General features: G+C 67.3%; 9 protein-coding genes and 1 pseudogene. 7 read left to right on the plus strand and 3 right to left on the minus strand.

Annotated features, from left to right (window positions below):
- Positions 1–51 precede the first annotated feature (51 nt).
- The 5 genes and pseudogenes from BDO18943_RS42945 to argE all read left to right on the plus strand — a co-directional run.
- Positions 52–120: pseudogene (locus tag BDO18943_RS42945) on the plus strand (tyrosine-type recombinase/integrase); the annotation flags it as partial.
- Positions 121–328: 208 nt separating this feature from the next.
- Positions 329–1,669 (plus strand): flavin-containing monooxygenase, encoded by a 1,341-nt coding sequence (locus BDO18943_RS06540; RefSeq protein ID WP_175021715.1) that lies wholly within the window; start codon positions 329–331, stop codon positions 1,667–1,669.
- Positions 1,670–1,744: 75 nt separating this feature from the next.
- Positions 1,745–2,182, plus strand: a complete 438-nt coding sequence (locus tag BDO18943_RS06545) for a RidA family protein (RefSeq protein ID WP_011349682.1) — start codon at positions 1,745–1,747, stop codon at positions 2,180–2,182.
- 8 nt (positions 2,183–2,190) lie between these two features.
- A complete protein-coding gene (locus BDO18943_RS06550) occupies positions 2,191–2,868 on the plus strand; it encodes a DUF1028 domain-containing protein (RefSeq protein ID WP_175021774.1) in 678 nt (225 codons plus the stop codon).
- Positions 2,861–4,024 carry an acetylornithine deacetylase gene (gene argE / locus BDO18943_RS06555; RefSeq protein ID WP_175021716.1) on the plus strand — a complete coding sequence of 388 codons (1,164 nt, stop codon included), beginning with the start codon at positions 2,861–2,863 and terminating at the stop codon, positions 4,022–4,024. The genes BDO18943_RS06550 and argE overlap by 8 nt, the downstream gene beginning before the upstream one ends.
- Before the next feature lie 58 nt (positions 4,025–4,082).
- Here argE and BDO18943_RS06560 read toward each other — a convergent pair whose 3' ends face one another.
- Complete coding sequence (locus tag BDO18943_RS06560) at positions 4,083–5,006, minus strand: LysR substrate-binding domain-containing protein (RefSeq protein WP_043192025.1); 924 nt, start codon at positions 5,004–5,006, stop codon at positions 4,083–4,085.
- A gap of 394 nt (positions 5,007–5,400) precedes the next feature.
- Here BDO18943_RS06560 and BDO18943_RS06565 point away from each other — a divergent pair, with 394 nt between their 5' ends.
- Together BDO18943_RS06565 and BDO18943_RS06570 are read left to right on the plus strand one after the other, a co-directional pair.
- Positions 5,401–6,822 (plus strand): purine-cytosine permease family protein, encoded by a 1,422-nt coding sequence (locus BDO18943_RS06565; protein ID WP_175021717.1) that lies wholly within the window; start codon positions 5,401–5,403, stop codon positions 6,820–6,822.
- 330 nt (positions 6,823–7,152) lie between these two features.
- Positions 7,153–7,539 carry a RidA family protein gene (locus BDO18943_RS06570; protein WP_175021718.1) on the plus strand — a complete coding sequence of 129 codons (387 nt, stop codon included), beginning with the start codon at positions 7,153–7,155 and terminating at the stop codon, positions 7,537–7,539.
- Between the two features lie 87 nt (positions 7,540–7,626).
- Here BDO18943_RS06570 and BDO18943_RS06575 read toward each other — a convergent pair whose 3' ends face one another.
- Together BDO18943_RS06575 and BDO18943_RS06580 are read right to left on the minus strand one after the other, a co-directional pair.
- Positions 7,627–9,906 (minus strand): FdhF/YdeP family oxidoreductase, encoded by a 2,280-nt coding sequence (locus tag BDO18943_RS06575; RefSeq protein WP_175021719.1) that lies wholly within the window; start codon positions 9,904–9,906, stop codon positions 7,627–7,629.
- A 125-nt stretch (positions 9,907–10,031) separates the two neighbouring features.
- On the minus strand, positions 10,032–12,881 hold the full coding sequence (locus tag BDO18943_RS06580) for an ATP-dependent Clp protease ATP-binding subunit (protein WP_175021720.1): 2,850 nt from the start codon (positions 12,879–12,881) through the stop codon (positions 10,032–10,034).
- Positions 12,882–12,899 lie beyond the last annotated feature (18 nt).

Below are 12,899 nucleotides of genomic sequence, written 5' to 3' on the forward strand. Positions count from 1 at the left end.
GCGGCGAGGCGACCCGCCGACCAACTGGCGACCGCGTACCCGTACGCGGCCGTGGACCTACGCCGCGCCAGCACGCACTGGCTGCGCCACACCTTTGCGAACCACGGTCTGGACGCCGGCGCCGACATCCGTGATATGCAGGAGCTGCTCGGCCATGCGAGCCTTGGCACCGCCACGCTCACCACCCCCGCCATCCCCAGCTTTTTGTTCGTCAACACCAACAAAAATCATCATTTCGCGCCCGCCTGCGCATCCGCAGAATGTCTCCATTCCAACTCACGCGACAGCACGAGCGTCGCACTGAGCCGCACTTCAGAAGGAGACAGCCGTGGCAGTCGAAACAACCTCAATCGATACGCTCGTCGTCGGCGCCGGTCAGGCCGGCGTGGCCATGAGCGAGCACCTGGGCAAGCTGGGCGTACCGCATCTCGTGCTCGAGCGCAACCGCATCGCCGAACGCTGGCGCACGGGGCGCTGGGATTCGCTGGTCGCGAACGGCCCCGCGTGGCACGACCGTTTCCCGGGGCTCGAATTCGATGGTCTCGATCCCGACGCGTTCGCGTCGAAAGACCAGGTCGCCGACTACTTCGAAGCGTATGCGCGCAAGTTCAACGCGCCGATCCGCACCGGTGTCGAGGTGAAGCAGGTCGTGCGCAATACGGGCAAGCCGGGGTTCGTCGTCGAGACGTCCGACGGCACGATCGAGGCGAACCGCGTGGTCGTCGCGACGGGGCCGTTCCAGCGCCCGGTGATTCCGCCGATCGCGCCGGACGACGCGCGCTTCGTGCAACTCCATTCCGCCGACTATCGCAATCCGGGCCAGCTTCCGGAAGGCGCGGTGCTGGTGGTCGGCGCGGGTTCGTCGGGCGTGCAGATCGCCGACGAGCTGCAGCGCGCGGGCCGGCAGGTCTACCTGTCGGTCGGCCCGCACGATCGTCCGCCGCGCGCGTATCGCGGCCGCGACTTCTGCTGGTGGCTCGGCGTGCTCGGCGAATGGGACAAGGAAGTCGCGACGCCCGGCCGCGAACACGTGACGATCGCTGTGAGCGGCGCACGCGGCGGCCACACGGTGGATTTCCGCAAGCTCGCGAACCAGGGCGTGACGCTCGTCGGGCTGACGAAGTCGCTCGACGGCGGCGTGGCCGTGTTCGAACGCGATCTCGCGATCAATCTTGCGCGCGGCGACGAGAACTACCTGTCGCTGCTCGACGCGGCCGACGCCTATGCGGCGCGCAACGGCCTCGACCTGCCGGAAGAACCGGAAGCCCGCCGCATCCTGCCGAACCCCGACTGCGTCGCGCATCCGATCCTCGCGCTCGACCTTGCCGGCGCGGGCGTCACGTCGATCATCTGGGCGACGGGCTACGCGGTCGACTATGGCTGGCTGAAGGTCGACGCGTTCGCCGACAACGGCAAGCCGCAGCACCAGCGCGGCGTGTCGAAGGAGCCGGGCATCTATTTCCTCGGGCTGCCGTGGCTGTCGCGGCGCGGCTCCAGCTTCATCTGGGGCGTGTGGCACGACGCGCGGCACATCGCCGATCACATCGCGATACAGCGCACCTACCTCGAATATCACGACGCATCGCGGCGCCGCCCGACGTCGCGCCCGGAGCAGGACGGCGCCGCGTCGCACGCCGACGCGCACCCGCTTGCCGACGCGGTGAACTGACCGACTCCATGCCGTCTGCCGCACCGCGTTCGCTTCCGGTGCGGCGGCGTGAACATTCACGACTGAAGGATTTCGATGAGCCAACCCACCCATACCCGTATCCGCATGTTCAACACGAAGGATACCTACCCGAACCAGACGCTCGACAACGACCTGTGCCAGGCCGTGCGGGCCGGCAACACCGTCTACGTGCGCGGCCAGGTCGGCACCGATTTCGACGGCAAGCTGATCGGCCTCGGCGATCCGCGCGCGCAGGCCGAGCAGGCGATGAAGAACGTCAAGCAGCTGCTGGAGGAAGCCGGCAGCGACCTCACGCACATCGTGAAGACGACGACCTACCTGATCGACCCGCGCTATCGCGAGCCGGTGTACCAGGAGGTCGGCAAGTGGCTGAAGGGCGTGTATCCGATTTCGACGGGGCTCGTCGTGTCGGCACTCGGCCAGCCGCAGTGGCTGATGGAAATCGACGTGATCGCCGTGATCCCGGACAACTGGCAGCCCAACCGCGCGTAGGAGGCGACATGACTTTCTCCATCGTCGGGCGCTGCCCGGAGACGGGCCAGCTCGGCATCGCGATCAGCTCGTCGAGCATCGCGGTGGGGGCGCGCTGCCCGTGGGTGCGTGCAGGCGTCGGCGCCGTGGCGACGCAGAACATCACGCTGCCGGCGCTCGGCCCGCAGATCCTCGACCTGATCGAGCACGAACAGCTTGCGCCCGCCGCGGCGCTCGACCGTGCGCTCAGTGCGAACGGCTGGAGCCAGTACCGGCAGGTCACGGCGATCGACGGGCAGGGGCAGACGGCGTGCTTCACGGGCAAGGAAGCGCTCGGGACGCATCACGCAGTGCGCGGCGAACAGTGCGTGGCCGCCGGCAATCTGCTGGCCGCGCCGGCCGTGATCGACGCGATGGTGCGTGCCTTCGCACAGGCGCCGGGCCTGCTCGCCGATCGCCTGCTGGCCGCGATGCACGCGGCGATGGCGGCCGGCGGCGAAGCAGGGCCGGTGCATTCGGCCGCGCTGAAGGTGGCCGGCGACGTGATCTGGCCGATCGTCGACCTGCGCGTCGACTGGGCCGATGCCGATCCGGTCGGGCAGCTCGATGCGCTGTGGCAGGCGTATCGCCCGCAGATGCAGGACTACCAGACGCGCGCGCTGAACCCGACCGTCGCGCCGAGCTACGGAGTGCCGGGCGATGAATGACACGTCGAGCCGCACGCTGCTCGAACGGCTGATCGGTTTCGCGACGGTCAGCCGCGATTCGAACCTCGAGATGATCGGTTTCATCCGCGACCATCTCGCGGGCCTCGGCGTCGAGAGCGAACTGTTCTACAACGCGGAACGCACGAAGGCGAGCCTGTACGCAACGATCGGGCCACGCGATCGCGGCGGCATCGCACTGTCGGGCCATACCGACGTGGTGCCGGTCGACGGGCAGGCGTGGACGGTCGAGCCGTTCCGGCTGACCGAGCTCGACGGCCGCCTGTACGGCCGTGGCACGGCCGACATGAAGGGGTTCATCGCATCGGTGCTCGCGGCCGTGCCGGCGTTCGTCGCCCGGCCGCTGAGCGTGCCCGTGCATCTCGCGTTCTCGTACGACGAGGAAGTTGGCTGCCTCGGCGTGCGGCCGATGCTCGACACACTGGCCGCGCGCGCGCACCGGCCGCGTCTGTGCCTGATCGGCGAGCCGACCGAACTGAAGCCGGTGCTCGGTCACAAGGGCAAGCTCGCGATGCGCTGCCACGTGAAAGGCGCGGCGTGCCACTCGGCGTACGCACCGTCGGGCGTCAACGCGATCGACTATGCGGCGAAGCTGATCGGCCGTCTCGGCGAGATCGGCGATGCACTCGCGCGGCCCGAACGGCACGACGAACGCTTCGATCCGCCGTTCTCGACCGTGCAGACGGGGCTGATCAAGGGCGGCCGCGCGCTGAACATCGTGCCGGCCGAATGCGAGTTCGATTTCGAAGTGCGGGCACTGCCGGATTTCGATGCACACGACGTGCCGAGGAAGCTGCAGGACTATGCGGAATCCGAGCTGTTGCCGAGGATGCGCGCGGTGCAGCCCGATACCGACATCCGGCTGCAGCCGCTGGGCGCGTATCCGGGGCTCGCGACCGCGCCGGACAGCGAAGCCGCGCGGCTGCTCGCGATGCTGAGCGGCTCCGATGCATTCGGGACGGTGGCGTTCGGCACCGAAGGCGGGCTGTTCGGGCAGGCCGGCATTCCGACCGTGGTGTGCGGGCCTGGCAGCATGGACCAGGGACACAAGCCTGACGAGTTCGTCACGCTCGACCAGCTTCACGGCTGCGACGCGATGCTTGCCCGGTTGGCTGAGCATCTCTCCACACCCGTCTGACATTGCCACCGCCAACACGCACGCACCGCATCCCGCGGCGCGTGCGTTTTCCTGTTCCTTATCGCGCCGTTTCCGCGACGATCTGCGCGAGCCGTTCGCGGCAGAAATCGACGAACGACTGCGCCTGCTTCGTGAGCTGACCGCGCTTCAGCCGCGCGCTGACGAGCCCCGACGGGCTCACCGTTTCGCTGAGGCCGATCGTCACGACCCGCTGGCCGTCGTATGTGTATTCGGAATGCGGGCGCGTGACGAGCAGCGAGAAGCCGAACCCCTGGCCGACCATCCCGCGCACCATCTCGATCGACGGCGATCCGAACACGATGTTCGGCGTCAGCCCGAGTTCGTGAAAGAGGCTGACGAAATACGTGCGGCTCGGCTGTACGTCGAGCAGGATCATCGGCTCGACGCAGAGGTCGCGCAACGACACGTGCGACTGGCCCGCGAACCGGTGGTTCTCCGGCAGCAGCACGTACGGCTGCTGCGGCGGCATCAGCGGTTCGGTCTCGATCGTGCCGTCGAGGTCGTGGTCGTACATGAGCGCGAGATCGAACGTGCCGGACGTCAGGCCCTGCACGAGTTCCTGCTGGTCGCCGTCGCGCAGCCGGATGTTCACGCCCGGGTAGCGCTCGCGAAAGCCCGCGATCAGTTGCGGCAGATAGAGCGGCGCGACCGTCTCGAAGCAGCCGATGTCGATCTGCCCGGTGATGACGTCGTTGTCGGCGAGCGCGTTCTGCTCGAACTCGTGCGAGATGCGCAGCAGTTCCTGCGCTTTCCGGTAGAAGCGCGTGCCGCTCGGCGTGAGCGACACGCCCTGCGCGTGATGGCGGATGAACAGCTTCACGCCGAAGCTTTCCTCCAGCCCCTTGATCGCGCTGGAGATCGACGGCTGCGCGATGAAGAGCTGACGCGATGCCTCGGCGACACTGCCGGATTCCACCGTCGTCACGAAGTATTTCAGTTGCCGCAAAGTGTAGTGAGCCACAAGCACCTCTGATGCACGGCCCCGGCGTGCCGCCGCGGGCGCTATCTGTCCATGGTTTGCGTAGCACCTTACCTGAAAGCTCCCCGGCGCCGAAATGTCCGCTGCAGAGCTTTTTCGTATGTCCCGGAAATATTTTTAGTATTTTCCGGCCGCGATGCGCGTGGCGCACCATCGTCTCCAACCTGGATCACGACGTTCACGAGGCGGCCGTGCATGCGCCGGCGGGAGAGTTATTCCGTCCCCGCATGCGCATCGTCCGTTTCGTTCGACACCGCCGCGCGGGCACGCGGTGCGTCGTCGCTCGCGTATCCGGACCCGATGGCAGGCGCGTCCCCCAACGCGCGCCGGCTGACACGGCACGCGCGCATCGCCGCGCAGGACAGGAGACATCACCATGACGAACGTGGACCGCAATGCGTCCCCGATGATAGAGAAGCACACGATCGGCTACGTGCCGCCCGCGGAGCGCCACGGCAAGGTGCGCGACCTGTTCACGCTCTGGTTCGGCGGCAACATCGCGCCGCTGCCGATCGTGACCGGCGCGCTTGGCGTGCAGATCTTCCACCTGAACTTGATGTGGGCCATCGTCGCGATCGTCGTCGGCCAGGCGGTCGGCGGCGTGCTGATGGCGCTGCATTCGGCGCAAGGGCCGCAGATGGGCATCCCGCAGATGATCCAGAGCCGCGCGCAGTTCGGTTCGTGGGGCGCGCTGCTCGTGACCGTGATCGCGGCCGTTATGTACGTCGGCTTTTTTGCGTCGAACATCGTGCTCGCCGGGAAGTCGGTGCACGGCATCGCGTCGTCGGTGCCGGTGCCGGTCGGCATCGTGATCGGCGCGGTGGGGTCGGGGCTGATCGGGATAGTCGGCTACCGGTTCATCCACATCCTGAACCGGATCGGCACGTGGGTGCTCGGCATCGGGATCGTTGTCGGCTTCTGGATGATCCTCACGCACGTGACGACCGACGATTTCCTGACGCGCGGCGGCTTCGATTTCGCGGGCTGGCTCGCGACGGTGTCGCTGTCGGCGTTGTGGCAGATCGCATTCGCGCCGTACGTGTCGGACTATTCGCGCTATCTGCCGGAGGACGTCGGCGTGGCGTCGACGTTCTGGGCGACCTATCTCGGCTGCACGATTGGTTCGACGCTCGCGTTCATCTTCGGTGCGGTCGCGGTGCTCGCGGTGCCGGCCGGCGCGGACACGATGGATGCGGTCAAGCAGGCGACGGGCCCGCTCGGCCCGCTGATGCTCGTGCTGTTCCTGCTGAGCGTGATCAGCCACAACGCGCTGAACCTGTACGGCGCGGTGCTCGCGGTGATCACGTCGGTGCAGACGTTCGCGTACAAGTGGATTCCGACCGCGAAGGCGCGCGCGGTGGTGTCGGTCGTGATCTTCGTCGCCTGCTGCTACGCGGCGATCGGCGCGTCGACGAACTTCGTCGGCAACCTCGTCGATCTCGTGCTCGCGCTGCTCGTCGTGCTGGTGCCGTGGACGGCGATCAACCTGATCGACTTCTACGTGATCCATCAGGGCAAGTACGACATCAAGTCGATCTTCATGGCCGATGGCGGGATCTACGGCCGCTTCAATCCGCAGGCGCTGCTCGCGTATGCGATCGGCATCCTCGTGCAGATTCCGTTCATGAACACGCCGATGTATGCAGGCCCGATTCCCGCGCATCTCGGCGGCGCGGACCTGTCGTGGCTCGTGGGGCTCGCGCTGACGTCGCCGCTGTACTACTGGCTCGCGACGCGCGACAGCGCGTATCGGCGCCGGCAGACGGGCGCGACGATACCGCCGACGGCGGCGCGTTGATCGGCGCATGGCTCAGTGCGCGGGAGGCGGGCAGGGTGCCGTCTCCTGCGCTGCGTGGTGGAGGGGGCGATGAATGCCGAATACCGGATGCAGGCTTGCCGTGCGGTCATCGCACCGCGGTCCCGGATCCGGCAGGTAACGCGTCCGGTCGTTCGCGACGAGATGGGGAAACCGCAGATGGAGTAGAGTGCATCGTCCGGTCCGGCCGGATGTGCGGGAAACGCAGCGATGCGACCGCGCATACGGCCACACGCGACCGGATCGCATCTCCATCCGCCGATGCCGACAACCGGCCGAGGCGGGCCCGACAATCGATCGTGGAGCAGGAACATGCCCCTTCAGCTGCATAATCCGGCCGGCGTCGCCGAGCCGTTTTCCCATTACAGTCACGGCGTCTCGGCGCCGGTCCAGGCACGCTGGCTGCACATCTCCGGCCAGGTCGGGGCCGCGCCCGACGGCAGTGTGCCGGAGGATCCCGAGCAGCAAATGGAACTGGCCTGGGACAACCTGTTCGCCGTGCTGGCCGATGCCGGCATGGTGGCGTCGGATCTGGTCAAGGTGGACGGGTTCCTGACCCGTCCGGATCTGGTGCCGCTCTATCGCACCGTGCGCGAGCGGCGGTTGGGCGGCCATGCGAGCGCATCGACCGTCGTGATCGTCAGCGGCCTGGTCGTGCCGGCACTGCTGGTCGAGATCCAGGCGGTCGCGGCGAAGTAGCCGGGCGAGCCGTGCGCGGCACGGCGCCCGCGGCCGGCGGCAGGCCCGCGGGGCGCGCCGATTCGCGCCCGCGAACCTGACGCTGCTTCAGACCACCGCGGAGCGTGCGACGCGCACCGGCACCGACTTGTACGACGGCGTGCCGCTTTCCTTGTCGATGTAGTCGAGCGGCACGAGCACGTTCGCTTCCGGGTAGTACGCGCCGACCGACCCCGGCGCGATGTCGTACTCGATCGCGGTGATCTTCTCGAGACGCAGCGCGCGGCCCGATGCGGTGACCGTCTCGATGTCGACGAGGTCGCCGTGTTCGAGCCCGTACTTCGCGAGATCGGCGGGGTTCATGAACAGCACGTCGCGCCGCCCGAACACGCCGCGATAGCGGTCGTCGAGTCCATAGATCGTCGTGTTGTACTGGTCGTGACTGCGCAGCGTGATCAGCCGCAACACCTGCTCGGCGCCGAGCACGTCGGCATCTTCCTTCACGCCCTTGTAGACCGAGAACATTGCCTTGCCGGTCGGCGTCGGCCACACGCGCTCGGTGGGCGGCAGCGGCAGGCGGAAGCCGCCCGGCGTGCGGATGCGCTCGTTGAACGCCTCGAAGCCGGACACCGTGCGGTCGATCAGGTCGCGGATGCGGTCGTAGTCGGCGATCAGGTCGAGCCATGCGACCTTGCTGTTCGGCAGCGTCGCATGCGCGATCCCGGCGACGATCGCGGGCTCCGAGCGCAACTGGTCGGACGCCGGCTTGAGCTTGCCGGCCGATGCGTGGACCATCGACATCGAATCCTCGACGGTGATCGACTGCCGGCCGGTTGCCTGCATGTCGAGTTCGGTGCGGCCGAGCACGGGCAGGATGAAGGTTTCCTTGCCGACCAGGAGGTGCGAACGATTCAGCTTCGTGCCGAGATGCACGCTCAGGTCGAGTTTCGCCATCGCCGGGAACGACAGCTCGGGATCGGGCAGCGCGACCGCGAAGTTGCCGCCGAGGCACAGCAGCGCCTTCGCGCTGCCGTCGATCATTGCCTGCATCGCTTGCACCGCATCATGCCCGTGATGCGCGGGCGGCGTGAAGCCGCACACGTCCTCGATCTTCTTCAGGAACTCGGCCGACGGCTTTTCGGTGATGCCGACCGTGCGGTTGCCCTGCACGTTCGAATGGCCGCGCAGCGGGCAGACGCCGGCGCCGGGTTTGCCGATGTTGCCGCGCATCAGCAGCAGGTCGGCGATCAGGCGCACGGTTGCAGTGCCCTTGTTGTGCTGCGTGACGCCCATGCCGTACGTGACGATCGTCGCGTTCGACTTCGCGTAGGCGAGCGCGACCTGTTCGAGCTGCGCCTGGCTGAGCCCGCTCGCACGCTCGATGTCGTCCCACGACGTGGCTTCGAGGTCAGCCGAGAACGCGTCGAAGCCGTTCGTGTGCTGCGCGATGAAGTCGCGGTCGAGCACGTCGCCGCGCTCGGCTTCGAGCTGCAGCAGCGCCTTCATGATGCCCTTCAATGCGGCCGCGTCGCCGCCGGCGTCGACCTGGTAGTACGTCGATGCGATCCGGGTCGAGCCGAACGACGCCATCTCGATCATGTCCTGCGGATCGGCGAAGCGTTCGAGCGCGCGTTCGCGCAGCGGGTTGAACACGATGATCGGCACGTTGCGGCGCGAGCACTCGTGCAGCGTGCCCATCATCCGCGGGTGGTTCGTGCCGGGGTTGTGGCCGATCGAGATGATCAGCTCGCAGTGGTCGAAATCCTCCAGCGATACGGTGCCCTTGCCGATACCGATCGACTGCGGCAGGCCGACGCTGGTCGGTTCGTGGCACATGTTCGAGCAGTCGGGAAAGTTGTTGGTGCCGAGCTCGCGTGCGAACAACTGGTACAGGTACGCGGCTTCGTTCGATGCACGGCCCGACGTATAGAACTCGACCTGCTCGGGCGGCAGCGCGCGCAGCACTTCGCCGATGCGCGCGAACGCGTCGTCCCATTCGATTGCGCGGAACGTGTCGGACGCGCGGTCATAGACGAGCGGATGCGTGAGCCGGCCCATGTTCTCCAGCTCGTAGTCCGACATGCGCAGCAGCGACGACACGGTGTTCGCCGCGAAGAACTCGGGCGTCACGCGCTTGGTCGTCGCTTCCCACGTGACGGCTTTCGCGCCGTTCTCGCAGAACTGGAACGTCGATTTGTGTTCCTTGTCGGGCCATGCGCAGCCGGGGCAGTCGAAGCCGTCGGGCTGGTTGGTCCGCATCAGCACGATCGGTGCTTCGATTGTTTCCATTTGCGTGCGCACCGCATCGGCTGTCGCGCGAAGCGCGCCCCAACCACCGGCGGGCCCGTCGTACTTCCTGATGCCTGGCACTTCGCGTCGATTTGTCATGTGAATCTCCATCTGCCGGTCCCGATGCGGGCGGCTCGGTTTGCGCCGTGTCGCGGCGTGGGGCGGCTCCGTCGCATGGACGTAGCCGGTCATGCGTGCCCCGGGCGAGCGGGGCACGCGGGGTTTCAGTGCGCGTCCTTCTTCGCGCCGGACGACTTCTTGCCGGACGGTTTCGCGGCGGGCGCGGGCGGCGGTGCATCGGCGGGCGTGTCGCCTGCCTTGGCCTCGCCGGTGGCCTTGGCCGCCTTGCCGTTCGGTTTCGCCTTGCCGTCGGCGTCCTTCTTAGCGTCCTTGGCCTCCTTCGCTTCAGGCGCCGCGAGCTTGTTGAACTTCACTTCGTCGCTGGCCTTGTCGTAGTCGACTTCGCATCGATCGCCCGACTGCAACCGGTCGGCAAGGATCTCCTTTGCGAGCCGCGTCTCGATGGTCTGGCGGATCTGGCGTTTCAGCTCGCGCGCACCGAACTCCGGCTGGTAGCCGGCTTCGGTCAGGTGCTCGACGAGCGAATCGCCCATCACGAGCGTGATGTCCTGCGCGGCGGCCGTGCGCACCACGCGGTCGAGCTGGATCTGCACGATCGCGCGGATGTTCTCCTTCGACAGCGCGTGGAAGACGATCACCTCGTCGATCCGGTTCAGGAACTCGGGGCGGAAATGGCCCTTCAGCACCTGCATCAGTTCTTCGCGGATCGCCTTGTCGGTCTTGCGCGCGGCTTCCGGCTGCGTGAGGTTGTCCATGATGATCGCGGCGCCGAGGTTGCTGGTCGCGATGATGATCGTGTTGCTGAAGTCGACCACACGGCCCTTGCCGTCGGTCAGGCGGCCGTCGTCGAACACCTGCAGCAGCACGTTGTAGACGTCCGGATGCGCCTTCTCGATCTCGTCGAGCAGGATCACGCTGTACGGGCGGCGCCGCACGCGCTCGGTGAGCTGGCCGCCTTCGTCGTAGCCGACGTAGCCGGGCGGCGCGCCGATCAGCCGCGCGACCGCGTGCCGTTCCATGTATTCGGACATGTCGATGCGGATGATCGCCTGCTCGTCGCCGAACACGGTCTCGGCGAGCGCCTTCGCGAGTTCGGTCTTGCCGACACCCGTCGGCCCGAGGAACAGGAACGTCGCGATCGGCCGGTGCGTCTGGCCGAGCCCCGCGCGGGACAGCCGCACCGCATCGCTGACGGCTACCACCGCGTCGCTCTGGCCCACCACGCGCTCGCGCAGTTGCTCTTCCATCTTCAGCAGCTTCTGGCGTTCTTCCTGCGTGAGTTCGGACACCGGGATGCCGGTCAGCCGCGACACGACCTCGGCCACCGATTCGACGGTCACTTCGAGCGTCTCGGAGCCGGTCTTGCGCTGCCACGCCTCCATCATCTCGTCGACGGCTTTCTGTTTCTCGTTGATCTGCTCCTCGAACTGCTTCGCCTGGTCGAAGCGCTTGCGCGACGTCGCGTAGTCCTGTTCGCGCTTCAACTGCGCGATCTGCGCTTCGCCTTCCTGGATGTCGACCGGGCGCGACGTCGCACCGATCCGCACGCGCGCGGCGGCCTGGTCGATCAGGTCGATCGCCTTGTCGGGCAGGAAGCGCGACGTGATGTAGCGGTCGGCGAATTCCGCGGCCGCGACGAACGCATCGTCGGAGAACGTCACCTGGTGGTGTGCCTCGAGGCTGTCGCGCAGCCCGCGCAGGATCACGATCGTCTGCTCGACGCTCGGCTCCGGCACGAACACCGGCTGGAAGCGCCGTTCGAGCGCCGCGTCCTTCTCGATGTACTTCTGGTATTCGTTGAGCGTCGTCGCGCCGATCAGGCTCAGCTCGCCGCGCGCGAGCGCGGGCTTCAGCACGTTCGCGATGTCGAGACCGCCTTCGCCGCCGCCCTGGCCCGCGCCGACGATCGTGTGCAGCTCGTCGATGAACAGGATCAGTTCGTCATGCTTCGCAGTGACTTCGTCGATCAGCTGCTTCGCGCGCTCCTCGAACTCGCCGCGATACTTCGCGCCGGCCACCATCGAGTTGATGTTGACTTCGACGAGCCGCTTGCCGCGCAGCACCTCGGGCACGTCGCCGTTGACGATCCGCTGCGCGAGCCCTTCGACGATCGCCGTCTTGCCGACCCCCGGCTCGCCGATCAGCACCGGGTTGTTCTTCTTGCGGCGCGCGAGCACCTCGATCGTGCTCTCGATTTCCTGCGCGCGGCCGAGCACCGGGTCGAGCTTGCCCTGGCGCGCGATCGCGGTGAGGTCGCGGCCGAACTTGTCGAGGTTCGGCGTGCCGGTCGGCGCATCGACGCGGCCGTCCTCGGCACCCTTGCCGACCACCTTCACGACTTTCTGGCGCAGCGCCTCGGGCGTCACGCCGTATTTCTTCAGCAGCGTGCCGGCGATGCTGTCCGGTACCGACGCGAGCCCGATCAGCAGGTGCTCGGGGCCGATGTACGAGTGACCGAGATCGCGCGACGCCTGGAACGCGTACTGCACGGCCTTCTTCACGCGCGGCGAGATCGACAGCTTGTCGAGCGGCGCATCGGGGTCGGCCGTGCCGGTGTGCGCATGCTGGTCGATGTACGACCGGATGTCCTGCGGCGACAGCTTCAATTCTTTCAGCAGCGCGGCGCACACGTCGGTGTCCGCGAGCGCGTACAGCAGGTGTTCGGAATCCAGCTCGCTGCGGCGCAGCTCGTGCGCCTTCTCGGCCGCGCGCTGCAGCAGTTCCAGCGTCTGCTCGCTGAACGCGTCGGTCGGGTCGACCGATTCGCGCGGAATCTCGGCGGCGAGCGGCGCTTCGTCGTCGAGCCCGCCGAACAGCGACGACGAGCCGCCACCGCCCAGCAGCGAGTCGAACGGGTTCAGCATGCTTTGATGCCGCATCAGCTGACGGAAGTGGTAATCGCAGATCGAGATCGTCTTGCGCTCGCCGTCCTGCATCACGGTTGCGCGCGCGACGGCCGGCCGGGCGTGGCAGATATCGCAAAGTGCGGGCATGGTGGTCTGGCTCCTGTC

The sequence above is a fragment of the Burkholderia aenigmatica genome (genome assembly GCF_902499175.1).
Taxonomy (GTDB): Bacteria; Pseudomonadota; Gammaproteobacteria; order Burkholderiales; family Burkholderiaceae; genus Burkholderia; species Burkholderia aenigmatica.

Coding starts and splice junctions, on each gene's coding strand:
- BDO18943_RS06565 (WP_175021717.1), top strand. CDS start 5,401: ATGACGAACGTGGACCGCAATGCGTCCCCGATGATAGAGAAGCACACG.
- BDO18943_RS06545 (WP_011349682.1), top strand. CDS start 1,745: ATGAGCCAACCCACCCATACCCGTATCCGCATGTTCAACACGAAGGAT.
- BDO18943_RS06570 (WP_175021718.1), top strand. CDS start 7,153: ATGCCCCTTCAGCTGCATAATCCGGCCGGCGTCGCCGAGCCGTTTTCC.
- argE (WP_175021716.1), top strand. CDS start 2,861: ATGAATGACACGTCGAGCCGCACGCTGCTCGAACGGCTGATCGGTTTC.
- BDO18943_RS06575 (WP_175021719.1), bottom strand. CDS start 9,906: ATGACAAATCGACGCGAAGTGCCAGGCATCAGGAAGTACGACGGGCCC.
- BDO18943_RS06550 (WP_175021774.1), top strand. CDS start 2,191: ATGACTTTCTCCATCGTCGGGCGCTGCCCGGAGACGGGCCAGCTCGGC.
- BDO18943_RS06580 (WP_175021720.1), bottom strand. CDS start 12,881: ATGCCCGCACTTTGCGATATCTGCCACGCCCGGCCGGCCGTCGCGCGC.